The organism is Pandoraea pnomenusa (genome assembly GCF_000767615.3).
Classification (GTDB): Bacteria; Pseudomonadota; Gammaproteobacteria; order Burkholderiales; family Burkholderiaceae; genus Pandoraea; species Pandoraea pnomenusa.
Genome location: NZ_CP009553.3, coordinates 1,269,123 through 1,295,023 on the forward strand (window position 1 = coordinate 1,269,123; position 25,901 = coordinate 1,295,023).

Genomic DNA, 25,901 nt, shown 5'->3' on the forward strand with positions numbered 1-25,901 from the left:
CCACCGCGCAACGCCTGGCGAGGATTACAGTGCGCGTCCGTGTTTGAGGGCGGCCGCAATTTCGGCCACGTGCCGGCCTTGCGTGCGGGCGATCTTCAATTCGTTCTCGCTCGGCTGGCGAGAGCCGTCGGCAGCCGCCAGCGTGGTTGCGCCGTACGGCGTGCCTCCGGTGATTTCCGCCATGTTGGTCAGCGCGGGTTCCGTGTAAGGCACGCCCACGATGACCATGCCATGGTGCAGCAACGTGGTGTGGAAGCTCGTGATCGTCGTCTCCTGTCCGCCGTGTTGCGTGGCGGTGCTGGCGAACACGCTGCCGACCTTCCCGGCGAGCGCTCCCTTGGCCCACAAACCGCCGGTCTGGTCGAGGAAGTTACGCATCTGGGCCGTCATGTTGCCGAAGCGCGTGGGTGTGCCGAAGATGATCGCGTCGTAGTCGGGCAGTTGATCGACGCGCGCGACCGGTACGTTCGCAAAGGCTGCCCGTGCCGCTTTCGCGCCGCTCTTTTCCAGCACGTCGTCGGGAACGAGTTCGGGGACCTGCATGACGCTCACTTCCGCACCGGCGACGCCGCGCGCCCCTTCGGCAACGGCTTCGGCCATCTTGTAGATGTGCCCGTACATGCTGTAGAACACCACCAGGATCTTGGCATTGGCCATGGGAATCTCCTTTGGGTCGAGGAAGGCTGGCGTCGCGGGCGACATGCCACGCGAGGCGAGCCGTTCCATCATAGTCGACGCACATGACGAAACGTGAGCGCGACGACGCGCGGCACGGGGCCGGCGTGTTGTCTTCCTGATGCGGACCTGACGCCGGCCGGATGCCAACTCGATCCTGACCTGATGCCGATGCGGTGCTCGCGCCTTGCCCCCACTGCGGGCGCGATGTTGCGACGAGCGGGGAGTTACGCGGGGATCAACGCAGGCGCGAGCCGATGAGGCAACCCAGCGCGAGTGCCGCCATCAATACCGCGACGCTGGCCGATACGCCACCCGCCAGTGCCAGCCCGGTCGCGGCAAGGCCGTGCGCCAGCAGGGCCGCGGGCACGAGCAGCATGGCGCTTACAACGCTCCAGCGCATCACATATCGCCACAGGAACCGACTCACGACGTGCATGCGTGCGTCGAGTTGATGCCGCTGCCAGAACGACAGATCGGCCGCCGCATGGAAGAGCCAAAGCGGGCTGAAGTATTTGATGAACAAGTCCATGACGCCATACGAGAAACACAATGCCCGCCGGGGGCGGGCATGGCGTCGAGGCGCGATGGCGAGACCGTCACGCGCTTTGTGGGGGGGAGTCGACGCCCCACAATTGTAGCAGGCGCTCACTCACAATGCTCGGACGGTTTGCGATTCCCTTGGACTTATTTCGTTGAATATCGATCAATCGTAGGTCAATAGTGCTCTTTATTCGTTATTTGTGGTTATTTTTTTGGTGTCGCCGTCTTCGCTCCGCGTGCGGCCTTGCGGGAAGGGGCCGCGAGCGCGTGTGGCGAGGCGGCCGTGACCTGCTGGATCAGCTCCCACACGGACTGTGCGGCGGGCGAAAGGGTGCGGTTCTTGCGGCGTACGAGCGTGATCGTCCGGTCGATCTGGGGCACGAGCGGCAGGGCGATGAGCCGCCCGTCGTTCTTGGGTCCGGGCATCGTGGGCAGCGCAAGCGCCGGCATGATGCTGATGCCGATGCCCGCCTCGACCATGCGGAACACGGTGATGGCGTGTCCGACTTCCTGCGCCACCTGGCAGTAAGCCCCATGCGCTGCCAGCGCACGGTCGATGAGCGGGCGGCTACCCGACGCATAGTCGAGCAGCACGAGTTTCTCGCCATTGAGCGCTTTCCACTCCACGGTCGTCCGTCCGGCGAACCGATGTGAGCGATCGCACACCACCAGGAATGGCTCGACCATGATCGGCTCGCCGACGAGGTCGTCGGTGCCCTCGGACGCGACGATTACCCCGAAATCGACTTCGCCATGACGCACGCTGTCGGTCGCCAGCGTCTGGACCTGGTCGCGCAGCATCAGCGTGATGTCCGGGAAGCGAGTGGCACAGGCCGAAATACATTCCGGCATGAGATTGGCCGAAATGGTTGGCGCGCTGGCTACGCGAACCCGGCCACGACGCTCCTCGGCCAGGCCGTGCGTGTCGCGAAGGGCGCTTTCCAGCTCGTCGAGCACCCGGGCGAGGGTGGCGGAGAGGCTGGCGCCCACTTCGGTCAGCGTGACTTCCCGCGTGGTACGGTCCACGAGCTTGAGTCCGAGTTCTTGTTCGAGCTCCCGAATACAACGGCTGACGGCCGGCTGAGTCAGGCCAATATCCTCTCCGGCGCGGCTGAAGCTGCCGAGGTCGGCCACTGCGAGGAACACCTTGAGCTGGCGCAGCGAGATATTCATGCGAATTTTGTATGAATAAAATTTTTAAATGAATTTGTATTTTAACTGTCCTTGCGGTCTAATACGTGAAAACCCGTATCGCGAGCGCACACTTCCGGTCACTTCCGATCGCCCGCCGATCGATTGAGACCCGCAGGCGGCGACATGCCGCCGGTGCGTGTCCTGGCGTACGGGCTTTGTCTTTTCAGGCGTATTCGAGATCGACAATGGCCAGACCGCGTTTTCTTCCCGACAATTTCACGTTGATGCTGGTGGCGACCGTCGCGTTGGCCAGCTTTCTGCCGGCGCATGGCGAGGGCGGGGTGGCCTTCAATCTGCTGACCAACGTGGCGATTGCGGCCCTGTTCTTCCTGCACGGCGCGAAGCTCTCGCGTGAAGCCGTGCTCGCCGGCGCCACGCACTGGCGCCTGCACCTGCTGGTGTTTGCCAGCACGTTCGCCATCTTCCCGATCGTCGGTGTGGCGCTCAAGCCGGTGCTCTCCTGGATGGTGACACCCGAGCTATACCTCGGCGTGCTGTTCCTGTGCACGCTGCCGGCAACGGTGCAGTCGGCGATCGCGTTCACGTCCATCGCGCGCGGCAATGTGCCGGCGGCCGTGTGCAGTGCCTCGGCGTCGAGCCTGTTCGGCATTTTCATTACGCCGCTGCTGGTCGGGCTGGTCGTGGTTCATCACGACGGCAACACCGGCGCGTCGCCGTTCGACTCGATCGGCAACATCATGCTCCAGCTGCTCGTGCCGTTCATCGCGGGGCAACTCTCGCGCAAGGCGATCGGCAAATGGGTCGAACGCAATCGCGGGCTGCTCAAGTTCGTCGATCAGGGCTCGATTCTGCTGGTGGTGTACACGGCGTTCAGCGAGGCCGTGAACACGGGGCTTTGGCACCAGATTCCGCCGCTCGCGCTGCTGGGCCTGCTTGGCTGTTGCGCCGTGATCCTCGCGATCATGCTTGCATTCACCACCTTCTCGGCACGCTGGCTTGGCTTCTCGCGAGAAGACGAAATCACGATCGTGTTCTGCGGTTCGAAGAAAAGCCTCGCCAGCGGAATTCCGATGGCCAAGGTGCTGTTCGCGACCGGCCCGCTGGGCGCCATCGTGCTGCCGCTCATGCTGTTTCATCAGATGCAACTGATGGTGTGTGCCGTGTTGGCGCAGCGATACGCAAATCGCCAGCGTGCGGCGCAATCGTCGAAGACGCTCAAGGCCGGCGCCGCCAAGCCGGTCGCGCGCGATGCGAAATCCGACGGCAGCGCCAACGCCGGCGCGGGCCGCTGAGCGTCGTCGCGCCCGCACTACGGCCCGGCAAGGGCCGTTGTCACACGTTGGTCGTGCGCAAGTGCTAGAATTGCGGTTGTTTCGCTTCTTGACGACCACCCCGGTCCGGCGGCGCCCGACGCATCTGTCCCCTGACAGGCCCCTCTCGCGCCAGCCTTGAGCATGGCGCGCAGCGCCCCTTGAATCTTCGCGAGTGAGCTTTGATGCGGATCCTTCCGCGTGGCGGCCCCCGTTTTTTTAAAGAGATGTCCCATCATCATGGCTGATGTAAATGCTGTTCCGACCCCCGGCTTCGATAGCTTTGGGCTGCATGCGGACATCTTGCGGGCCATTGCCGAGCAGGGCTACACCCAGCCGACGCCGATCCAGGCGCAGGCCATCCCGGTGGTGCTGTCCGGTCGTGACGTCATGGGTGCCGCGCAGACGGGGACCGGCAAGACCGCGAGTTTCTCCCTGCCGATCATCCAGCGGCTGCTCCCTGACGCGAACACGAGTGCATCGCCCGCCCGCCATCCGGTGCGCGCGCTGATCCTCACGCCGACGCGCGAACTCGCCGATCAGGTGGCCGACAACGTGCGCTCGTACGCGGGGCACACGCCGCTGCGCAACACCGTGGTGTTCGGCGGCGTCGACATGAACCCGCAGAAGGACACATTGCGCCGCGGTGTGGAAATCCTGATCGCCACGCCGGGACGCCTGCTCGATCACGTCGAGCAAAAGACGGTCAACCTCAGCCAGGTCAAGATGCTCGTGCTCGACGAAGCCGACCGCATGCTCGACATGGGCTTCCTGCCGGACCTGCAACGCATTCTGAACCTGCTGCCCAAGCAGCGTCAGACGCTGCTGTTCTCGGCGACGTTCTCGAACGAGATCAAGAAGCTCGCATCGAGCTATCTCACGAATCCGGTCACGATCGAAGTGGCGCGTCGCAACGCGACGGCCGACAAGGTCGAGCAGACCGTCTATGAGGTCGACGAAGACGACAAGCGTGCCGCCGTGGTGCAGATCCTTGGCGAGCGCGACCTCAAGCAGGTCATCGTGTTCGTCAACAGCAAGATCGGCGCGAGCCGTCTGGCGCGTCAGCTCGAGCGCGATGGCATCGTGACGGCCGCCATTCACGGCGACAAGTCGCAAAACGAGCGCATGCTGGCACTCGAGGCCTTCAAGCAGGGCGGTATCCGCGCACTGGTCGCCACCGACGTGGCCGCACGCGGTCTCGATATTTCCGATCTGCCTGGGGTGATCAACTACGATCTGCCTTACAACGCCGAGGACTACGTGCACCGGATTGGCCGCACGGGCCGTGCGGGGGCGTCGGGCGAAGCGATTTCGCTGTGCGCGCCGGACGAGCGCAAGCAGCTCGTGGAAATCGAAAAGCTGATCAAGCGCGAGCTCAAGCGCGGCCAACTGACACTGGAGCGCCGCAGCCGTTCGCGCGACGACCGAGGCGATCGCTACGAGCGCAGCGACCGGGGCGAGCGCACTGAGCGCACTGAGCGCACCGAGCGCCACAGCCGTCATGAAGGCTTGCGTGTTGGCCGCAGTGGTGGCAGCGGCGCGCCGCGTCGTGTGCGCCCGGAGGACGAATTCTTCTACAAGCCGTACGAGCCGTCGCCGAGCGCATCGGACGCGCAACGCGACAGCAACCGTGCCGCACAAGAGGCCGGCGCTCCGACGGCATTCGGCGCGCTGCCGGAAAAGGCACCGAAGCGGCAGGTCGCCGCCCTGCTCGCGGGGTTCCCCCGCAAGGCAGGCAACTGAGGGCCTGGACGTCGTGTCGGATTGAGCCCCGTCTGCCGCCGATAACAATGAGCCAGCGCGAATGCGCTGGCTTTTTTGTTGGCGGAACGCTGGCGAGGGGGCGGTTACGGGCGGCCTGGCGACTGATCGGGTCGATCGGGCCGATCAGGCCGATCCGGCCGGTTTGCGATTGAATCGTCGGCGCCCGTCACGTGTTGCTGGACAGTGTGGCGACCTGTTGTTCTTCCTGGGCCTATTGGCCCCATCGCTCCCGCCACGCCTGGGTCGCCGCGGCATAGAAGTCCTCGCGGTGCGATAACGTGGCGAGCGAGGGCGGCAGGCCGAGGTGTCGCGCGGCATCCCTGAGCGCTGCGAGCACGGCGTCCGGCGTTTCCAGCGCGAGCGGCGAGGCGCCATTCTGCTTGCTCAGCTTCTCGCCGTCGTCGGCCATCACGAGCGGTACGTGCAGGTAGCGCGGCGTGGGGGCATCGAGACAGGTCTGCAAATAAATCTGACGCGCCGTCGAATCCAGCAAGTCGGCGCCGCGTACGACATCGGTGATGTGCTGCGACTGATCGTCGACGACCACGGCCAACTGGTAAGCCCACTGACCGTCGGCGCGCTTGAGCACGAAGTCGCCGACTTCCGTGGCCAGATTCTGCGACTGCGCGCCCATCCAGCGGTCCTCGAAGTCGATGCGCGCGGCGTCGCCGTCGGGCACGCGCAGACGCCATGCGCGGGCCGTCCTGCCATGTAGGCCGTCGCGGCAGGTTCCCGGGTACGCGAGTGTGGTGTGACGCGCATGCACGCGCGTGAGCGAATCGGCGATTTCGCGGCGCGTGCAGCCGCATGGATAGATCCGTCCGCGGGCCGTGAGCGAGGCCAACGCGGCTTCATAGCGCGCATGGCGTTGGCTTTGCCAGACGATCGGCTCGTCCGAGTGCAGACCCAGACGTTCCAGGGTGCGTAGAATGTCGTCGGCCGCGCCGGGCACGCACCGCGGCTCGTCCAGATCCTCCATGCGCACCATCCAGATGCCGTCATGGGCGCGGGCATCGAGCCAACTGGCCAGCGCGGTGACGAGCGAGCCGCGATGCAGCGGCCCGGTTGGCGAGGGGGCAAAGCGGCCGCGGTATTGGCTGCGCGAGGATCGGCTGTGAGACGCTTCCGGCCCTTCGGGAGCGGCTTGCACATCCCCCACGTCGCAGGTCTCGCGCGCTTCACGCGCCGGATGCCCGTCGTTTCCCCGGGGCGCGGGGCCATCCGGTGAGCACGCGCCGTTCGCCGGCAAACGGTTCACCGATGCGCTCAGGCCGACGCCGCCAGCGACGCGGCGCGCTCGGCCGCCTGCGCCTGGGCATCGGCGCTCGTACGGGTGCCGGCGCACGCCGGACACTGTTCGCCTTCGATGTATTCGGCGCTGCGCTGCGCCTGTTCCGTGACGACGGCACGGCATGCGAAGCACTGTTTCGTCGTGGACGGGGCGAGCTCGGGCGTGAGCGCTGTGCGGTAGTCGAATACGAAGCAGTCGCCCTGATAGTGCGCGCCGCCCACGTCCTCGAAGTACTTGAGAATGCCGCCGTCGAGCTGGTAGGTGTGCTCCAGGCCGATGTCGCGCATGTAGATTGCGGCCTTCTCGCAGCGGATGCCACCCGTGCAGAACGACACGATGGTCTTGCCCTCGAACTCGGCGCGATGCGCGGCGATCACGTCGGGGAATTCCGAGAATTTGGCGAGGCGATAATCGACGGCGTTCTCGAACGTGCCGACATCGACTTCGAAATCGTTGCGCGTATCGAGCATCACGACCGGACGGCCCTCGTCGTCCTGCCCGGCGTCGAGCCAGCGCTTGAGCGTGACGGGGTCGACGCCGGGGGCGCGACCGTCCGCCGGCTTGATGACCGGCATCTTCATCGTGATGATTTCTTTCTTGGGGCGCACGAGCATCCGCCGGAACGGCTGCGTGTCCGAGAGGCTTTCCTTGACCTCGAGATCGGCGAAGCGGGCGTCGGCCCGCAGGCCGGCGAGAAACGCATCGATGGCATTGCGCGCGCCGGCGAGAAACAGATTGATGCCTTCCGGCGCGAGGAGAATGGTGCCCTTCAGGTCGAGTGCCTGGCAGCGTTCGAGCAGGGCCGGACGCAGGGTCGCGATGTCGTCGAGCGTGACGAACTTGTACGCAGCGATATTGACGATGGACATGGCAACGGAATTCGCAGGATGCGTGAAACAATAAAGCGCCATTATCGCCGATTCGGTACACGTTCGTGCTTGATTCAGGGCAAATCGCCCCCGGGTGCCGTCGGCAAGCCGCCGGAGATCGGGACATGGCGCGTCGGCGCGCGTCGCGGGGTGGGGCGCGCTGTTATCGGTGGTCAGGACGCGGTGCGGCGACGAGACCTTGTTGCGCGACCCCCTGTTATTTTGGATAGCGCGCGCGCTCGGCGATTCCTTTATTCGCTCATGCGGCGCGTGGCAGTCCGTCACCCGGCAGACGCGGCGATTTCGGAATTCCGGAAGACGCTGAAGACGGGGAGGGCGCGTTACAATGTCGCCCATGTCAGAACCTCGCTTCGTCCACCTCCGCCTCCATTCCGAATACTCGATCGCCGATGGCATCGTGCGGCTCGATGATGTCGTCAAGGCCGCCGCCAAGGACGGTCAGGGCGCGCTTGCGCTCACCGACCTCGCGAACATGTTCGGCGCCATTCGTTTCTACAAGGGAGCCCGCGGCAAGGGCGTCAAGCCGATCATCGGCTGCGATGCCTGGATCACGAACCCGGCCGACCGCGACAAGCCCTCGCGGCTGCTGCTGCTTGCGCGCGACCGTGAAGGCTACCTGAACCTCTGCCAGTTGCTTTCCCGGGCATGGCTGGGCAACCAGTGGCGCGGGCGGGCGGAAATTGACGCGTCGTGGTTGCAGCCCGACGGTCTGGCGCGCGGTCTGCTGGCGTTGTCAGGCGCGCAGATGGGCGACGTCGGCATGGCGCTGGCGGCGGGCAATCCGGAATTGGCGCTGCAATGCGCCAGGCATTGGGCCGACGTATTCCCGGGCGCGTTCTATATCGAGTTGCAGCGCACGGGCCAGCCGGGCATGGAGGCGTACGTGCAGCAGGCCGTGCAGCTCGCGGCCAGGGCCGGGTTGCCGGTCGTGGCCACGCACCCGATCCAGTTCATGACGGCCGACGATTTCACGGCGCACGAAGCGCGCGTGTGTATTTCGGAAGGCGAGATGCTCGGCAATGCGCGCCGAGTACGGCGCTTCACGCAGGACCAGAGTTTCCGCACGCAGGACGACATGATCGCCGCGTTCGAAGACGTGCCGTCGGCGATCGCCAACACCGTCGAGATCGCCAAGCGCTGCAACCTCACGCTCGAACTGGGCAAGCCGAAGCTGCCGCTGTTCCCGACGCCCGACGGCATGTCGCTCGACGACTACCTCGTACAGTTGTCCAAGGAGGGGCTGGAGAAGCGTCTCGAGCTGCTTTTCCCCGACGAGGCCGAGCGCGACAAGCAGCGTCCCGATTACTACAAGCGGCTCGAATTCGAGACGGGCACCATCATCAAGATGGGCTTTCCCGGCTACTTCCTGATCGTGGCCGACTTCATTCAGTGGGCGAAGAACAACGGCGTGCCGGTGGGGCCGGGTCGCGGCTCCGGCGCGGGCTCGCTCGTTGCCTACGCGCTCGGCATTACCGACCTCGACCCGCTCAAATACAACCTGCTGTTCGAGCGCTTCCTCAACCCGGAACGCGTGTCGATGCCCGACTTCGACATCGACTTCTGCCAGGATGGGCGCGACCGGGTCATTCAGTACGTGAAAGAGAAGTACGGCGCCGACGCCGTTTCGCAGATCGCCACCTTCGGCTCGATGGCAGCCAAGGCCGCGGTACGCGACGTGGGTCGCGTGCTCGATCTGGGCTACAACTTCGTTGACGGCATCTCCAAGCTGATCCCGTTCAAGCCCGGCAAGCACGTCACCATCGACGACGCGCTCAAGGAAGAGCCGCAACTGGCCGAGCGCTATCAGACGGAAGATGAAGTCAAGCAACTGATCGAGCTGGCGCAGCGTGTCGAGGGGCTGACGCGAAACGTCGGCATGCACGCGGGCGGTGTGCTGATCGCCCCGGGCAAGCTGACCGACTTCTGCCCGCTCTACACGCAGGGCGGCGGCGAAGACGCCAGTGGGGTCGTGAGTCAGTACGACAAGGACGACGTGGAAGCGGTCGGCCTCGTGAAGTTCGACTTTCTGGGACTGACCACGCTCACGATCCTGAACTGGGCGGAGCGCTACATCAAGCGATTGCATCCGGAAATGAAGGACTGGTCGCTCGATCAGGTCTCGCTCACCGACCCGGCGGCGTTCAGCATTCTGAAAAAAGCCAATACGGTGGCGGTGTTCCAGCTGGAAAGCCGGGGCATGCAGGGCATGTTGAAGGATGCCCAGCCCGACCGCTTCGAAGACATCATCGCGCTCGTGGCGTTGTACCGTCCGGGCCCGATGGACCTGATTCCGAGCTTCTGTGCGCGAAAGCATGGCCGGGAAAAGGTGGAATACCCGGATCCGCGCGTCGAGCCGGTGCTCCAGGAGACCTACGGCATCATGGTCTATCAGGAGCAGGTGATGCAGATGGCGCAGATCATCGGCGGTTACTCGCTCGGCGGCGCCGACTTGCTGCGTCGTGCGATGGGCAAGAAGAAGGCCGAGGAGATGGCCGAGCACCGCGAGATCTTCGCCAAGGGGGCCGCCGCCAACGGCCTCACGCGTGAAAAGTCGGACGAAATCTTCGACTTGATGGAGAAGTTCGCGGGCTACGGCTTCAACAAGTCGCACGCCGCCGCCTACGCGCTGCTGGCGTATTACACCGCATGGCTCAAGGCACACCATCCTGCCGAATTCATGGCCGCCAACATGAGCTTGGCCATGGACGACACGGACAAGGTCAAGATTCTCTACGAGGACTGCCTGGCGAACGGTCTCGGTGTGTTGCCCCCCGACGTGAACGTCTCGGCCTACCGCTTCGAGCCGGCCGACGCGAAAACCGTGCGCTACGGTCTGGGCGCCATCAAGGGCAGTGGTCAGTCGGCCATCGAGGAAATCCTGCGGGCACGCGAAGGCAAGCCGTTTACCGATCTGTTCGATTTTTGCGCGCGCATCGACCGTCGCGTCGTGAACCGTCGCACCATCGAAGCGTTGATTCGCGCCGGGGCGTTCGACACGATTCACGAAAACCGGGCCCAGTTGATGGCATCGGTGCCGATGGCGATGGAGGCCGCGGAGCAGGCGAGCGCCGCGGCCAATCAGGTCAGCCTGTTCGATCTCGGCGACGAGAGCCTTCAGGCGCCGCTGGAGTTGGCCGACGAGCCGGCCTGGACCGACAAGCGCAAGCTGCAGGAAGAAAAGCAGGCACTCGGCTTCTATCTGTCGGGGCACATGTTCGACTCCTACGTGGAGGAAGTGCGGCGTTTCGTGCGCACGCGGATTCGCGACCTCACGGACGGCCGCGACAAGCTGGTCGCCGGCGTGATCTCCAGCATGCGCACGATGATGACCCAGCGCGGCAAGATGCTGATCGTGCAGCTCGATGACGGCACGTCCACGCTCGAAGTCACGATCTTCAATGAGCAGTTCGAGGCCAACAAGCATTTGTTCAAGGAAGACGAGTTGCTGATCGTCCAGGGCAATGCGCGGCCGGACAGCTTCACGGGCGGGCTGCGTTTCACCACCGAAAGCGTGATGGACCTCGGCCGTGCGCGTGCACGTTTTGCGCGGGCGCTCAAGTTGTCGTTCAACGGCAATGCCGACTGGACGCGCCTGCGCGCCACCCTCCAGCCGCATTGCACGATGTATCGCGTGGCCGCGACGGCCGGGGCGGGCGGTGGTGGTGGCGGCTTCAATGGTGGCGGCGGGTTCAACGGCGGTGGCGGTGGTGGCTTTGGCCGGCGCAACGGTAGCGGCAACGGCGATGGTGACGGCGAAAAGCAGAACGGCCTGCCGGTGCACATCGTGTATCGCCGCCCGGACGCCGAATGCGAGTCGAGGCTGGGCGACGACTGGAAGGTGCAGCCGGGCGACGAGTTGCTCGGCGAACTTCGCCAGTGGCTCACGACCGACTCGGTGCAGATCATCTACTGACACGAGCGGTCCGGCGCCGGAATGCGCGCAGGATCGGCAGCGTTGTGCGGCGCCGCGTTGCGCCGCCGCCGAAAGACACAACAAGGAAACCCCGATGTTCTCCATCATCGTTCCGACGTGGAACAACCTGGCGCTGCTGCAACTTTGCGTGCGCAGTATTCGCCAGAACTCGCGCTACGCCCACCAGATCATCGTGCACGTGAACGATGGTTCCGATGGTTCGCTCGACTGGGTGCGTGCCGAGGGCCTCGAACATACCGCATCGCCCGACAACATCGGTATCTGTTACGCGGTGAACCAGGCGGCGGCGCTTGCGCGCGAGAAGTACATCGTCTATCTGAACGACGACATGTATTGTTGCCCCGGGTGGGATACCGCGCTGATCGAGCGGGCGCAAGCGATGCCGGACACCGCGTTCATGCTGTCGGGCACGATGATCGAGCCGGTGGACACGGGCAATCCGTGTGTGCTGGTACATGACTTCGGCCGAGAGGTCGACACGTTCGACGAAGCCGCGCTGCTTGCCGCCGTGCCGAACTACCGCAAGCCCGACTGGTTTGGCGCCACCTGGCCGCCGACCCTCGTGCATCGCGACTGGTGGTTCCTGGTGGGCGGATACAGCACCGAGCTGAGCCCGGGGATGAGCAGCGACAACGACTTCTCCATGAAGATGTGGGCCGCGGGCGCCCGGCGTTTCGTCGGCGTGGGCGCGAGCCTCGTGTATCACTTCCAGTGCAAGAGCACGGGCAAGGTTGTGAAGAACGACGGACGCACCCAGTTTCTGCGCAAGTGGGGCATGACACAGTCGATCTTCGATCGCTACTACCTGCGTCGCGGCAAGCCGGTTCCGGCCGGCAATGACGGACGCCTGGCCGAGCCCGTCGAGGACGGGAAGTTGCGTTGGGAGCTTTTCCGTTCCCGCGTGAAGCGGGCGTTGGCCAGGTAACGCGCCGGCGCGGACGCGCAGGCCGCGACCGCCGTTCCGCCTGGGACGCGTCAGCTCTCCCCGCGTCGCAGCAGATCGTACTTCAGAAAGGCGCTGCGCGCGTTCATCCGTGCGATGGCGGCGCCGGTCGCGCCATCCAGGAAGCCTCGGCGCAGGAAGTAGGTGCGAACAAAGGCCCATCCACCATTGATCCACGGTTTGAGCGGCGAGACCCGCTTGCCACGCAATGCCATCTCCTTGGCGCCGGCGCGCGCGTAACGCTGGATCTTGTCCTCAACCTGACGCGCTTCCGTGTAGCTGTAGTGCAGCAGATGGTGCGACAGCGTGCCGATCGCACCGTCGACGATCACCCGTTCGTGGACGAGATTGTCGGAGAAGCGTCCGGCTTCGCGGCGGAATAGCCGCAGCACATGGTCGGGATACCAGCCGCAGTGCCGCACCCAGTGGCCCAGAAACTGCGACAGCCGGGGCATGCGGTAGCCGGCACGGGAAGTGTCGCCGAGCGCGGCCGCGATCTCGGTCGCCAACTCGGGCGTTACGCGTTCGTCGGCATCGAGTGAAAGGACCCACGGTTGCGTGGCGTACGACAAGGCCCGATTCTTCTGCGGGCCAAAACCCGGCCAATCAGGCGTGACATACACCTCGGCGCCGGCGGCGCGGGCGATGTCGGCGGTGCCGTCGGTGCTCGCGTTGTCCACCACGACGATCTGCGACGCAAACGATTGCACCGATGCGATGCACTCGGCGATGTTGTGGCGCTCATTGCGCGTGAGGATCGTCACCGTCAGTGGCAGGCGCTGCGCCGCAGCGGCACTCAACGGCGCAGCGGACAATGAGGTTTCGGTCATGAACGCTCACGAAATAGCAATATCGGGGCCGAGGCCCGGACGTGGTGTCGACGCCGGTCGGATCGACGCGTCGCGCGCCTAGGCATTGAGCAGCTCGACGAGGGCTTCGCCATAGCGCTCGATTTTCGCTTCGCCGAGACCGGTAATATCGGCCAGCCCTTCACGATGTCGCGGACGGCGCTGTGCGAGTTCGCGCAGGGTGCGGTCATGCAGGATAACGTAAGCCGGCACCTGCTGTGTCTTGGCCATGTCCTGCCGCCAGGCGCGCAGCGTTTCGAACAGTTTCTGATCGGCAACGTCGAGCTCGATTGCCGGCGCCGAGGCGTAACCGGCAAACCGCCCCTTCTTGCCCACGGCGGCGCGCTGACGTCGCAGCATCAGCGTCGTTTCTCCCTTGAGCACCGGCTTGGCCGCCGCGTTGAGCGTGAGCGCACCGTACTGGCTGCTGTCCGGCTCGATCAGGCCGTGGGCGATCAGTTGGCGGAAGACGGCGCGCCAACCCTGATCGTCGAGTTCACCGCCCACGCCGAATGTCGGCAGCGACTCATGACCGAACATGCGGATTTTGTCGGTACTGCGCCCGCGCAGCAGATCGATGAGGTGACCGGCGCCGAAACGCTGGCCCGTGCGGAGAATCGCCGAGAGGGCCTTTTGAGCGGCGACGGTCCCGTCGAAAACTTCGGGCGGGTTCAGGCAGACGTCGCAGTTGCCGCAAGGCTCGCTCGTCTCGCCGAAATATGACAACAGCACGGTGCGTCGGCAACGCGGCGCCTCGCAATAGCCAAGCAGGGCGTCGAGCTTTTGCCGCTCGATGCGCTTCTGCAGCTCGGGCGCATTCGACTCGTCGATGCGGCTGCGATGGACCACCACGTCGTTCAGCCCGTATGTCATCCAAGCTTCGGCCGGCTCGCCGTCCCGTCCCGCGCGCCCCGTCTCCTGATAGTACGCTTCGAGACTCTTGGGCAGATCCAGATGCGCGACGAAGCGCACGTCCGGCTTGTCGATGCCCATGCCGAAGGCGACCGTGGCCGCCATGACCAGCCCTTCCTCGCGCAGGAACCGCTGCTGGTGCGTGCGTCGGACCTCGGCATCGAGCCCAGCGTGATACGGCAGGGCCGGAATACCCTGAGTCTCGAGCCAGGCTGCCGTCTCCTCCACCTTCTTGCGCGACAGACAGTAGACGATGCCGGCCTCGCCGCGATGCCGCCCGAGAAAGGCGAGCAACTGCTTGCGGGGATTGTCGCGATCGACGATCTCATACCGGATGTTCGGCCGATCGAAACTGGAGACGAAAAGGCGCGCCTCGGTCAGTCCCAGGCGGGTCTGGATCTCGTCGCGCGTCGCGGCATCCGCAGTGGCGGTCAGCGCGATGCGCGGCACGCGCGGATAGCGTTCGTGCAGTGCGGAGAGCTGGATGTACTCCGGGCGGAAGTCGTGGCCCCATTGCGAGACGCAATGCGCTTCGTCGATGGCGAACAGCGCCAGTTGCCCGCGCTCGTCGAGCCGGTCGAGCAGATCGAGAAAGCGCTCGGTCAGCAGGCGCTCGGGCGCGACGTACAGCAGATCGAGCTCGCCGCGTGCGGCGCGGCGCTCGGTATCGAGCGCTTCGTCGAAGCCGAGGCTGGAATTCAGATAGGCGGCGCGCACCCCGGCTTGCAGCAACGCATCGACCTGATCCTGCATGAGTGCGATGAGCGGCGAGACGACGATACCGATACCGGGGCGCAGCAACGCCGGAATCTGATAGCACAGCGACTTGCCGCCGCCGGTGGGCATCAGGACGAGCGCATCGCCCCCGTCGGCCACATGGTCGACGATGGCGGCCTGATCGCCACGGAATGCGTTATAGCCGAATACGGTACGGAGGACTTCGAGTGCGCTTGCCATGGGCGGGAGTATACCGGTTCCCCCCGCACTGCGGCGCGCCAGACGACCCGGATCGCGGGCTCCGCGGCGAATTTTGCGGCGGCGTCCGAGTCTCGCTCGGACACGTCCCGGCGAGACCGGCCGGTACGTTAGAATAGCGGTTTTTCCGCCGTTCCCGACTTACATGAGCGCAACGCACAAGCCCACCGGCCCGATTCTTCGCCGTCTGCTGGGCTATCTCCAGCCCTATTGGCATATGGGCCTGCTGGCCGTTCTTGCCATGGCGCTCGTGGCGGGAACGGAAGCCGCCATCCCGGCCGTTCTCAAGCCGGTGCTCGACAAGGGCTTTTCGGGGGGCGACCCGTGGAAGCTGTGGTACGTGCCTGCCGCGGTCATCGGCCTGGCGGTCATCCGGGGGCTGGCGCAGTATTCGGCCAACTACATGCTCTCCTGGGTGTCGAACCGCGTGCTGCTCGACCTGCGCGTGCGGATGTTCGAGCGTCTGCTGCACGCCCCGGCGGCGTATTTCCAGCGCGAGACGACCAGCACGCTCATCAACGCCATCGTCTACGAAGTCAACCAGGTGCTCGGCGTGCTGACCACGGTGCTCATCACGCTGGTGCGCGACTCGCTCACCGTCGTCGGTCTGCTGGGCTATCTGTTCTATCTGAACTGGCGGCTCACGCTCGTGGTGGCCGTCATTCTGCCGCTCATCGGCTGGCTGGTCGGCAAGATCAACCGTCGTCTGCGCCGCCTGAATCGCGAGCAGCAGACGCTGACCAATGCGCTGTCGTACGTGGTCGAAGAGGCGGTGGGCGGCTACAAGGTCGTGAAGATCCACAACGGCGAAGCCTACGAAAAGTCGCGTTTCGACAAGATGACCGGCACGCTGCGCGGTTACGCCATGCGCGTGACTGTGTCGGGCGGGCTTGCCCAACCGGTCACGCAGGCGCTCGCGTCGCTCGCGCTGGCCATCGTCATCACAGTGGCGATGATCGAATCGTCATCGGGCGAGATGACCGTGGGTGGCTTCACCGCCTTCGTGACAGCGTTGCTGCTGGTGGTCTCGCCGCTCAAGCATCTGATGGACGTCAACCAGCCGCTGCAACGCGGTGTGACGGCCGCCGAGCTGATTTTCGACGTGATGGACGTGGAAGTCGAGCCCACGGGCGGCGATCGCCGGCTCGAGCGCGCCAAGGGGCGCGTGACGTTCGATCAGGTGAGCTTCAATTACGGTGCGGCCGAGCGTCCGACGCTCGACAGGATTTCGCTCGATGTCGCGCCCGGCGAGATGGTGGCGCTGGTGGGGCCGTCCGGCAGCGGCAAGACGACACTGGTCAATCTGGTGCCGCGCTTCTTCGATCCTACCGGCGGGCGCATTCTGCTCGACGATATGCCGCTCGACGAACTACGTCTGGCCGACCTGCGCAGCCAGATCGCGTTCGTGAGCCAGGACGTGGTGCTGTTCAACGACACCATCGCCGCGAACGTGGCCTACGGTCAGGAAATCGATCCGGAGCGCGTGCAGGCGGCGCTGCGGGCGGCCAATCTCGCCGATGCGGTCGCGGCCATGCCCGACGGCGTGCAGACGATGGTGGGCGACAATGGCATGCGCCTATCGGGTGGCCAGCGTCAGCGCCTGGCGATTGCCCGCGCGATCTACAAGGACGCACCGATTCTGATCCTCGACGAAGCGACCTCCGCCCTCGACTCGGAGTCCGAGCGTCACGTGCAGGCGGCGCTCGAGGTACTGATGGAAGGGCGCACCACGCTGGTGATCGCGCACCGTCTGTCGACCATCGAGCGCGCCGATCGCATCGTGGTGCTGGAACATGGCCGCATCGTGGAGCAGGGCTCGCACAACGAACTGGTGGCGCATAATGGCCTTTACGCCCATTTGCACCGTATCCAGTACGCCCAGCAACAGGAAGCCTGAGGGCGTTCCTTGCGTCGCAGGCGCCAGGGACCTGCCCCGCCCGTCAATGAGGAGAACACGATGCGCCAACCACCGATCAGTCGCTTTCCCGTACCGGATCTCGCCGGGCTGCCGGCCGATATCCGGGCGCGCATCGACGAAGTGCAGGAAAAGGCGGGGTTCGTGCCCAATGTATTCCTGACGCTGGCGCATCGCCCCGACGAATTCCGGGCATTTTTCGCCTATCACGATGCCCTCATGCTCAAGGATGGCCATCTGAGCAAGGGCGAGCGCGAAATGATCGTGGTCGCAACCAGCGCGGCGAATCAGTGTCTGTATTGCGTGGTGGCGCATGGCGCGCTGGTGCGCATCTACGAGAAGCAGCCGTTGCTGGCCGACCAGGTGGCGGTCAACTATTTGAAGGCGGACCTCACGCCGCGCCAGAAGGCGATACTCGCGTATGCCATGAAGGTGTGCGAGCGCTCGCACGAAGTAAGCGACGACGATTACGCCACGCTGCGTGCGCACGGTCTTGACGACGAGGACATTTGGGACATCGCCGCGATCACGGCTTTCTTCGGGATGTCCAACCGTCTGGCCAATGCGATTTCGATGCGCCCGAACGACGAATTCTTCCTGATGGGGCGCGTGCCGCGCAGCCGCTGACCCGACTTCCCAACCCATTTCGACACTTATGATCTTTGTGACAGGCGGCGCTGGCTTTATTGGCGCGAACTTCGTTCTGGACTGGCTCTCGCAACACGACGAGCCCGTCGTTACCATCGACAAGCTGACCTACGCCGGCAATCTGGCGAATCTGGCAAGTCTGGAACATGATTCCCGCCACCACTTCGCGCAGGTCGATATTTGCGATCGCGTGGCGCTTGATCGCTTGTATGCCGAGCATCGTCCGCGCGCGGTGCTGCATTTCGCCGCCGAGAGCCACGTTGATCGCTCGATCCACGGCCCGGGCGATTTCGTGCAGACGAACATTGTCGGCACGTTCACGATGCTCGAAGCCGCGCGTGCCTACTGGGGCTCGCTCGCGGGCGAAGCGCGCGACGCCTTTCGTTTCCTGCATGTGTCGACCGACGAAGTCTACGGTTCGCTGAGCCCGACCGATCCGGCCTTCACCGAAACGACGCCGTACGCACCCAACAGTCCGTACTCGGCCTCGAAGGCCGGCTCCGATCATCTGGTGCGCGCGTACCACCACACCTACGGCCTGCCGGTGCTCACGACCAACTGCTCGAACAACTACGGCCCTTACCAGTTCCCCGAGAAGCTGATTCCGCTAGTGATCGCGAATGCCGTCGCGGGCAAACCCCTGCCGATCTACGGCGACGGCAGCAACGTGCGCGACTGGTTGTACGTCGGCGATCATTGCTCGGCGATTCGCGAAGTGCTCGCCAGGGGAGCGCCGGGCGAGGTGTACAACGTGGGGGGCTGGAACGAGCAGAACAATCTGTCGGTGGTGAACCATCTGTGCAAGTTGCTCGACGAACTGTCTCCGCGCGCCGATGGCAAGTCGTACACCGACCAGATCACGTTCGTCACCGACCGCCCCGGCCATGATCGCCGCTACGCCATCGATGCGCGCAAGCTCGAGCGCGAACTGGGTTGGCGCCCGGCCGAGACCTTCGAGACTGGCATGCGCAAGACGGTTCAGTGGTACCTCGCCAATGGCGAGTGGGTGCGCCAGGTGCAATCGGGCGAATATCAGCGCTGGATCGAGACGCACTATCGTAGGAACGACTGAGGCACGTATGGGCATTCAACGCAAAGGCATCATTCTGGCCGGAGGCTCGGGCACGCGCCTGTACCCCGCCACGCTGGCCGTCTCCAAGCAACTGCTGCCGGTGTACGACAAGCCGATGATCTATTACCCGCTCACCACGCTGATGCTGGCGGGGATTCGCGACGTATTGGTCATCTCGACGCCGCAGGACACGCCGCGGTTCGAGCAATTGCTCGGCGATGGCAGCCAGTGGGGGCTGAACCTGCAATATGCCGTGCAGCCGTCGCCGGACGGCCTGGCGCAGGCGTTCCTCATCGGGGCGGACTTCATCGGCCGCGACCCTTGTGCACTGGTGCTTGGCGACAACCTGTTCTACGGGCACGACTTCGCGGGTTTGCTGTCCGCGGCCAACGCACAGCAGGAAGGTGCGTCCGTATTTGCATATCCGGTGCACGATCCCGAGCGCTATGGCGTGGTGACGTTCGACGAGGCCGGCAAGGCGATCGAGCTCGTCGAGAAGCCCAAGGAGCCGAAGTCGCGTTACGCCGTCACGGGGCTTTACTTTTGCGATAACGACGTGATCGACATCGCGCGCGCCATCAAACCGTCCGCGCGAGGTGAGCTGGAGATTACCGACGTCAACAACGAGTACCTGCGCCGCGGCAAGCTCAATGTGCAGATCATGGGGCGGGGTTACGCATGGCTCGACACCGGCACGCATGAATCGATGCTGGAGGCCAGTACCTTCATTCAGACCATTGAAAGCCGTCAGGGTCTCAAGGTCGCCTGTCCGGAAGAGATCGCCTATCGACGTGGGTGGATCTCGGCGTCGGATATCGAAACGCTGGCGCAGCCGCTCGCGAAGACCGGCTACGGCCAGTATCTGCTGGCGATGTTGCGAGAGCGCGTTTTCTGACCGCCCTCACCTTTAGGTCTTTTTATGCAACTGATTGCTACCGCCATTCCCGACGTCAAGGTCGTCGAGCCGAAAGTGTTCGGCGATACCCGGGGCTATTTCTTCGAGAGCTTCAACCAGCGCAACTTCGACACCGCGCTGGGCGAGACGCTCACGTTCGTGCAGGACAACCAGTCGCGGTCGGCGCGCGGCGTGCTGCGCGGGTTGCACTATCAGGTGCAGCAGCCGCAAGGCAAGCTCGTGCGCGTGCTTCAGGGGGAGATCTACGACGTGGCCGTCGACATCCGCGAAGGCTCGCCGACCTTCGGCAAGTGGGTCGCCGAAGTGCTGAGTGCCGAGAACAAGAAGCAGCTGTGGATTCCCGCGGGGTTTGCCCATGGATTCGTCGTGACGTCGGAGACGGCCGAGGTGCTGTACAAGACGACCGACTATTGGGCGCCGCAATTCGAGCGTTGCATCCGCTGGGACGATCCGACGCTGGCGATTCCCTGGCCGCTGGAGGGCATCACGCCGCTCGTCTCCGACAAGGACCGACAGGGCATGCTGTTCGCGGACTACCGGCACGAAGGTTGATGTCGCGACGGGGCGTCGCTTGCCCCGTCAGGTCCTGGTGTCCGATCCGCATCGGCCGCCGTGGTGCTCGCGTCAACCGACCGAGAGCCCGGCGGCCGATTCATTTTTTGGCTACGGAGTGGCGCCGGGGGTGTCGGCGCCGGCGTCTGCCGCCATTGCCGACGTCTCGCCCGTCACCCGAAGTACGCGGACGTGACGCAGCCCGAGCGGGGCGAAGTGCGCGGCGAGTGCGTCGGCGACCGTCTGCGACGCCCGTTCCATGGCGCCATCGGTCGGCTCGGCAGAGTATGCGGGCGGCGCCGGTTCAGGTTGGGTTTCGACGGTCACGTCGGCCTCCAGCCTGTTGTTCAGATAGTGCAGATTGACGTCGCGCAGGGCCAGGCCATTGGCCCGGCACAGGACTTCGGCCGCGCCCACGACCACGGCGCGCGCCGGCCACTCCTGCAAGGCGGTGCCCTTGGCGTCGCTCTCCGGATCGACGTGCACGAGCACGTCGAGAATCTGCGGCTCGCGCATGACGGCGGCGCGAGCCTGTTCGGCGATGTAGTGCCCTTCGGATACCGACAGCCGGGCGTCGACGAGCACGTGCACATCGACGACAATCTCGTCGCCCATGCGTCGCGTGCGCAGCATGTCGAGCGCACGCACGCCGGGTGTGGCGAGCAGACGTTCGCGAATCGTGATGGTGGTGGCGTCATCCACGCCGCGGTCGATGAGATCCTGCAAGGCGTTCCAGCCGAACTTCCAGCCGGTGCGCCCGATCATCAGCCCCACGAGAGCGGCCGCGAGCGGGTCGAGAATGCGATAGCCGGCAAGGTTGCCAAGGATGCCGCACGCGACCACGAGCGACGACAGGGCGTCGGAGCGGGCGTGCCAGGCGTTGGCGACGAGCATTGCCGAGCGCACGCGCTGGGCTGCGCGCAGCATGTAACGAAACAGGCCTTCCTTGCTCACCAGCACGAACACCGCGACCAGCAGGGCAATCATGTGGACTTCCGGAATTTCCTCCGGATGCAGCAAACGCTCGATGCCCCGCCACAACATGCCGGCGCCCACGGCGAGCAGGATCGCGCCGAGAAACAGCGAGGCCGCGTTTTCGTAGCGGCTGTGTCCGTACGGGTGATCGGCGTCCGGCGCGCGCGCGCTGCCACGGGCGGCGGCGAGCACCACGAAATCGGACACGATGTCCGACAGCGAGTGAATCCCGTCGGCGATCAGCGCCTGCGAGCGCGCGAAAATGCCCACGACGATCTGCGCCGCCGTGAGCACCACATTGACCCAGATGCTCACCCAGGTCGAGTGACGTGCAACCGCGTGCTTGTCGAGCGCCTCGCTCGATGCCGCAAGATTGTCGTAGTTCGTGTAAGGCATGGCGTCGGCGCGAACGAGGGATAAGACCCGTTACATCAGAATGATGTCGTACTGCTCCTGGTGGAACGTCGATTCCACTTGCAGCGAGATGGGCTTGCCGATGAAGTCGATGAGCATCGCCAGATGCTGCGACTCCTCTTCGAGGAACAGGTCGACGACTTCCTGCGAGGCGATCAGACGAAACTCGCGCGGGTTGAACTGGCGCGATTCGCGCAGGATTTCGCGCAGGATGTCATAGCACAGCGTACGTGGCGTTTTCACCTGGCCCTTGCCCTGGCACACAGCACATGGCTCGCACAGCACGTGGGCGAGCGATTCTCGCGTGCGCTTGCGCGTCATCTCGACCAGCCCCAATTGCGAGAAGCCATTCACGGTGATGCGGGTGCGGTCCCGGGCGAGCGCCTTCTTCAGCTCGGCAAGCACCGAGTCGCGATGCTCGGCACTTTCCATGTCGATGAAGTCGATGATGATGATCCCGCCCAGGTTGCGCAGCCGCAACTGGCGCGCAATCATCAGCGCCGCTTCGAGGTTCGTCTTGAAGATCGTGTCGTCGAAGTTGCGCGCACCGACGTAGCCGCCGGTGTTCACATCGATGGTCGTCATCGCTTCGGTCTGATCGATCATCAGGTACCCGCCGGACTTCAGGTCGACGCGACGCGACAGCGCCCGCTCGATCTCCGTCTCCACGTTGTACAGATCGAACAGCGGACGCTCCCCGGTGTAGTGCGTCAGCTTGCCGAGCACCGCCGGGGTGTAGGTGGCGGCGAATTCGGCCAGCTTCTGAAACGTCTCGCGCGAGTCGACGAGAATCTTGCCCGTTTCCTCGTGGACGAAATCGCGCAGTACACGCTGCGCCAGGTTCAGGTCCTGGTAGAGCAGCGCCGGCGCGGGCACGCGCGTGCTCTGTTCTCCGATGGTCTGCCACGACTTGCGCAGGTAGGCGATGTCGTTGGCCAGCTCGGCGTCGGCCGCGTCTTCGGCGATCGTGCGCACGATGAAGCCGCCTTTCTCGTCGGCGGGCACCAGCGCCTGGATCTTGCTGCGCAACGCTTCGCGCTCGGCTTCGCTCTCGATACGTTGCGAGATGCCGATGTGCGGCTCCTGCGGCAGGTAGACGAGCGTGCGCCCGGCGATGCTGATCTGCGTCGAGAGGCGAGCGCCCTTGGTGCCGATCGGATCCTTGATGACCTGCACCATGAGCGTCTGGCCCTCGAAAACCGTTTTTTCGATGGGCGGCTGGGGGTGCGGCGTGGACGTATCGTTGTTCGTGCGCGGGTGCCAGATATCGGCCACGTGCAGGAAGGCGGCGCGCTCGAGCCCGATATCGATGAACGCCGATTGCATGCCCGGCAGTACGCGCACGACCTTGCCCAGATAGATGTTGCCGACCAGCCCTCGCGAGAGCGTACGCTCGATGTGCAGTTCCTGCACCGCGCCGAGCTGCATGAGCGCCACACGGGTTTCCTGTGGCGTGATGTTGACCAGAATGTCTTCGTTCATAAGGTGTCGACCGGACTCGAATGGCTTGGCAAATGCAGTACGCGTCAGAAGTCGACGCCCGCCTGGCGCAACAGCGCGGCGGTCTCACACAGCGGCAGTCCCATGATGCCGGAGTAGCTGCCGTCGATTCGCATGACGAATTCCGCGGCCTTGCCCTGGATGCCGTAGGCGCCTGCCTTGCCTTTCGGTTCGCCCGACGCGACGTAGCGCTCGATTTCCTCGCGACGCAACGGTCGGAACCAGACATGCGAGATGTTCAGGGCCTGGTGAATCTGCCCGTGCGCGAACACCGCCACGGCGGTCAGTACGCGATGACGCGTGCCGGACAGGCGGGCGAGCACGGCACGCGCGTCGGCGTCGTCGAAGGGTTTGCCGAGGATGGTGCCGTCGAGGCAGACCGTCGTGTCGGCGCTCAGAAGGGGCGCGGCGGGCAGGCCGGCGCGGGCCAGGCGCGCCACGCCGGCTTCGGCCTTGGCGCGCGTGACGCGCTGCACGTAATCGTCGGGCGGCTCGCCAGGCAGTACGGCTTCAAGCGCTTCGGCGTCTTCGTCGGCCCCGGGCAGCAGCAGTTCGTAGCGAACACCGAGCTGGTGCAGCAGCTCCTGACGGCGGGGACTTTGCGACGCGAGATAGATGTACGGCATGGCGGCTTGGCTTGAATTCGTCCAGCCCGGCACACGAATTCGTTTCGATTCGCAATGGTGTGCCGGGCCGCTGGATGGGCTGGGCGAGGGAACGCCCTATTATGCCGCCTTGCGTCCACGCCCGCCAGCGTGGGGCGGGGGACGCACGAGGGCATTTCTCAGGGCGTTCAGGCGCCTTCGAGGAAGTCGGCGCCGATCAGGTCGATGCGGTCGGTGCAGATGGCGTCGACCCCCCAGGCGGCCAACTCGCGTGCCAGCCCCGGGTCGTTGACCGTGTAGACGAGCATGTGCAGCCCGGCCGCCTTGATTTGCGCGACCCTGGGGCCGTCCAGATGTCGATGGCTGGTGTGCAGGGAGACGGTCGCGAGTCGGCGGGCGTCATCGCGCCAGTGTTCGGGAATCGCCTCGTAGAGCATGCCGCGCGGCAATTCGGGCACGGCCGCAGCCGCGGCTTCGAGCGCTTCATACGAGAACGACGACAGCAGCGGCATCTGTGCCTGTCCATCCCACAGCGCCCGCACGGCTTCGGCGACGCGCTTGCCGGTGTGAGCCTCCCGGCCCGGGCTCGGCTTGATCTCGACGTTCGCGGCGAGTCCCAGCGCGAGACACCGTTTCGCGACCTGCTCGAGGGTGGGCATCGTCTGTCCGGCGAACCGGGCGTCGAACCAACTGCCCGCATCGAGCTTCTCGATCTCGGCGTACGTCATGTGCGCGGCGTCGCCATGGCCGTTGCTGGTCCGGTCGACGGTGTCGTCATGCAGCAGGAACACCACGTCGTCGGCCGAGAGCTTGGCATCGAACTCCACCATGCGCAGGCCGAGCGAGGCGCCCATGTCGAACGCCGCCAGCGTGTTCTCAGGGGCCAGCTTACCGCCGCCGCGGTGCGACACAATGCGCGGATAGGGCCAGTGGGGCCACAAATGCGAGGAGAGGGGCGCGTCGCTCATGCTTCGACTCGCTTGCCCGTGGCCGGATCGAACAGATGCAGCGCCTTGGCGGAGATGGCCAGCGGCACGACCGAGCCCGCCGCCGGGCGCAGTTCGTGCGGCAGGCGTACGGTCACGCTCTGATCGCCCCAGCGGCCATGCACGAGGTTGTCGGCGCCGAGCAGTTCGAGCTGGTCGACCTTGATGCTGGTCTGTGCGGCGAAGGCGCCCAGCCCGTTTTGCTGTTCGGCGGGAATCAGGTGCTCGGGACGCACGCCGAGCACGAGTTCGCGGTTGGCGTGCGCGAGGCTCGTGGGCGGCAGGCGCAGCGACGGGCCGCCACCGTCGACCTGGAAGGTGCGACCTTCCGAGTCGATGCGCCCCTTGAGCAGGTTCATCGCGGGCGAGCCCATGAAGCCGGCCACGAAGAGCGAGGCGGGGCGCTCGTAGACTTCCGTGGGCGTGCCGATCTGCTCGGCGTAGCCCTTGTTCATGACGATCACGCGATCGGCGAGCGTCATGGCTTCGACCTGATCGTGCGTGACGTACAGGCTGGTGGTTTTCAGGCGGGCATGCAGGCGCTGGATTTCAAGACGCATTTGCACGCGCAGTTTGGCGTCGAGATTCGAGAGCGGCTCGTCGAACAGGAACACGGCCGGTTCGCGCACGATGGCGCGCCCCATCGCCACACGCTGGCGCTGACCGCCCGAGAGTTCGCGCGGCTTGCGCGCAAGCAGCGGTTCGAGCTCGAGAATGCGGGCCGCGGCGAGCACACGCTCGTCGATGGTCTTCTTGTCGATGCCGCGAATCTTCAGGCCGTACGACATGTTCTGGCGCACGTCCATATGCGGATAGAGCGCGTAGTTCTGGAACACCATCGCAATGTTGCGATCCTTCGGCTCGAGCTGATTGACGACCTGCGAGCCGATCAGGATGCTGCCCTCGCTCACCGATTCCAGTCCGGCGACCATGCGCAGCAGCGTGGATTTGCCGCAACCCGACGGGCCGACGATGACCACGAACTCGCCGTCCTCGATGTCGATATCGACCCCGTGCAGGACGTAGTTCTTCTGGTCGTAGGTTTTCTTGACGCTATGGAGTTTGAGATTTGCCATGA

The 25,901-nt window shown here is 64.9% G+C and carries 21 protein-coding genes; 9 read left to right on the forward strand and 12 right to left on the reverse strand.

The window, feature by feature from the left end; all coding sequences use genetic code 11:
• Positions 1-24: 24 nt before the first annotated feature.
• From wrbA to LV28_RS29840, 3 genes are all read right to left on the reverse strand, one after another.
• On the reverse strand, positions 25-657 hold the full coding sequence (gene wrbA, locus LV28_RS29830) for an NAD(P)H:quinone oxidoreductase (RefSeq protein ID WP_038618492.1): 633 nt from the start codon (positions 655-657) through the stop codon (positions 25-27).
• Between the two features lie 256 nt (positions 658-913).
• A complete protein-coding gene (locus tag LV28_RS29835) occupies positions 914-1,207 on the reverse strand; it encodes a hypothetical protein (RefSeq protein WP_023594646.1) in 294 nt (97 codons plus the stop codon).
• A gap of 215 nt (positions 1,208-1,422) precedes the next feature.
• The gene (locus LV28_RS29840; RefSeq protein ID WP_048806428.1) at positions 1,423-2,391 is read right to left on the reverse strand and encodes a LysR family transcriptional regulator; all 969 of its coding nucleotides are present in this window, start codon (positions 2,389-2,391) and stop codon (positions 1,423-1,425) included.
• A 206-nt stretch (positions 2,392-2,597) separates the two neighbouring features.
• On the opposite strand from LV28_RS29840, the gene LV28_RS29845 reads away from it, so the two are divergent.
• Both LV28_RS29845 and LV28_RS29850 read left to right on the forward strand, forming a co-directional pair.
• Positions 2,598-3,665 carry a bile acid:sodium symporter family protein gene (locus LV28_RS29845; protein ID WP_023872074.1) on the forward strand — a complete coding sequence of 356 codons (1,068 nt, stop codon included), beginning with the start codon at positions 2,598-2,600 and terminating at the stop codon, positions 3,663-3,665.
• A 258-nt stretch (positions 3,666-3,923) separates the two neighbouring features.
• The gene (locus LV28_RS29850) at positions 3,924-5,426 is read left to right on the forward strand and encodes a DEAD/DEAH box helicase (protein WP_038618489.1); all 1,503 of its coding nucleotides are present in this window, start codon (positions 3,924-3,926) and stop codon (positions 5,424-5,426) included.
• 232 nt (positions 5,427-5,658) lie between these two features.
• Here LV28_RS29850 and gluQRS read toward each other — a convergent pair whose 3' ends face one another.
• Positions 5,659-6,597, reverse strand: a complete 939-nt coding sequence (gluQRS, locus tag LV28_RS29855) for a tRNA glutamyl-Q(34) synthetase GluQRS (RefSeq protein ID WP_048806711.1) — start codon at positions 6,595-6,597, stop codon at positions 5,659-5,661.
• Between the two features lie 116 nt (positions 6,598-6,713).
• The gene (locus tag LV28_RS29860; RefSeq protein ID WP_031627107.1) at positions 6,714-7,607 is read right to left on the reverse strand and encodes a sulfurtransferase; all 894 of its coding nucleotides are present in this window, start codon (positions 7,605-7,607) and stop codon (positions 6,714-6,716) included.
• A 346-nt stretch (positions 7,608-7,953) separates the two neighbouring features.
• Here LV28_RS29860 and dnaE point away from each other — a divergent pair, with 346 nt between their 5' ends.
• Together dnaE and LV28_RS29870 are read left to right on the forward strand one after the other, a co-directional pair.
• Positions 7,954-11,541, forward strand: a complete 3,588-nt coding sequence (dnaE, locus tag LV28_RS29865) for a DNA polymerase III subunit alpha (RefSeq protein ID WP_023594652.1) — start codon at positions 7,954-7,956, stop codon at positions 11,539-11,541.
• A 94-nt stretch (positions 11,542-11,635) separates the two neighbouring features.
• Positions 11,636-12,487: a glycosyltransferase family 2 protein gene (locus LV28_RS29870; protein ID WP_023872069.1), complete on the forward strand. Its 852-nt coding sequence runs from the start codon at positions 11,636-11,638 to the stop codon at positions 12,485-12,487.
• Positions 12,488-12,537: 50 nt separating this feature from the next.
• On the opposite strand, the gene LV28_RS29875 is transcribed toward LV28_RS29870, so the two are convergent.
• Positions 12,538-13,335: a glycosyltransferase family 2 protein gene (locus LV28_RS29875; RefSeq protein ID WP_369798643.1), complete on the reverse strand. Its 798-nt coding sequence runs from the start codon at positions 13,333-13,335 to the stop codon at positions 12,538-12,540.
• A 78-nt stretch (positions 13,336-13,413) separates the two neighbouring features.
• Positions 13,414-15,222, reverse strand: coding sequence for a DNA helicase RecQ (recQ, locus tag LV28_RS29880; protein ID WP_023594655.1), 1,809 nt, complete (start codon positions 15,220-15,222; stop codon positions 13,414-13,416).
• A gap of 163 nt (positions 15,223-15,385) precedes the next feature.
• Here recQ and msbA point away from each other — a divergent pair, with 163 nt between their 5' ends.
• Genes msbA through rfbC form a run of 5 tightly spaced genes read left to right on the forward strand, consistent with a single transcriptional unit; the run spans position 15,386 to position 20,343 of the window.
• The gene (gene msbA / locus LV28_RS29885) at positions 15,386-17,137 is read left to right on the forward strand and encodes a lipid A export permease/ATP-binding protein MsbA (RefSeq protein WP_038618485.1); all 1,752 of its coding nucleotides are present in this window, start codon (positions 15,386-15,388) and stop codon (positions 17,135-17,137) included.
• A 60-nt stretch (positions 17,138-17,197) separates the two neighbouring features.
• Positions 17,198-17,782, forward strand: coding sequence for a peroxidase-related enzyme (locus LV28_RS29890; RefSeq protein WP_023594657.1), 585 nt, complete (start codon positions 17,198-17,200; stop codon positions 17,780-17,782).
• A 28-nt stretch (positions 17,783-17,810) separates the two neighbouring features.
• Positions 17,811-18,875, forward strand: coding sequence for a dTDP-glucose 4,6-dehydratase (gene rfbB, locus LV28_RS29895; RefSeq protein WP_025250407.1), 1,065 nt, complete (start codon positions 17,811-17,813; stop codon positions 18,873-18,875).
• Between the two features lie 13 nt (positions 18,876-18,888).
• On the forward strand, positions 18,889-19,770 hold the full coding sequence (rfbA, locus tag LV28_RS29900) for a glucose-1-phosphate thymidylyltransferase RfbA (RefSeq protein WP_023872064.1): 882 nt from the start codon (positions 18,889-18,891) through the stop codon (positions 19,768-19,770).
• Positions 19,771-19,794: 24 nt separating this feature from the next.
• Positions 19,795-20,343, forward strand: coding sequence for a dTDP-4-dehydrorhamnose 3,5-epimerase (gene rfbC, locus LV28_RS29905; RefSeq protein WP_023594660.1), 549 nt, complete (start codon positions 19,795-19,797; stop codon positions 20,341-20,343).
• Between the two features lie 111 nt (positions 20,344-20,454).
• Here the strand turns inward: rfbC and LV28_RS29910 are convergent, their stop codons facing one another.
• From LV28_RS29910 to LV28_RS29930, 5 genes are all read right to left on the reverse strand, one after another.
• Positions 20,455-21,714: a cation diffusion facilitator family transporter gene (locus LV28_RS29910; protein ID WP_023594661.1), complete on the reverse strand. Its 1,260-nt coding sequence runs from the start codon at positions 21,712-21,714 to the stop codon at positions 20,455-20,457.
• A gap of 30 nt (positions 21,715-21,744) precedes the next feature.
• Complete coding sequence (gene rng, locus LV28_RS29915; RefSeq protein ID WP_023872062.1) at positions 21,745-23,214, reverse strand: ribonuclease G; 1,470 nt, start codon at positions 23,212-23,214, stop codon at positions 21,745-21,747.
• Positions 23,215-23,258: 44 nt separating this feature from the next.
• Positions 23,259-23,858, reverse strand: a complete 600-nt coding sequence (locus tag LV28_RS29920; protein WP_038618480.1) for a Maf family protein — start codon at positions 23,856-23,858, stop codon at positions 23,259-23,261.
• A 167-nt stretch (positions 23,859-24,025) separates the two neighbouring features.
• A complete protein-coding gene (ugpQ, locus tag LV28_RS29925; RefSeq protein WP_038618477.1) occupies positions 24,026-24,805 on the reverse strand; it encodes a glycerophosphodiester phosphodiesterase in 780 nt (259 codons plus the stop codon).
• Complete coding sequence (locus LV28_RS29930; RefSeq protein WP_023594663.1) at positions 24,802-25,899, reverse strand: sn-glycerol-3-phosphate import ATP-binding protein UgpC; 1,098 nt, start codon at positions 25,897-25,899, stop codon at positions 24,802-24,804. Before LV28_RS29930 ends, ugpQ begins: the two co-directional genes overlap by 4 nt.
• Positions 25,900-25,901: the final 2 nt, after the last annotated feature.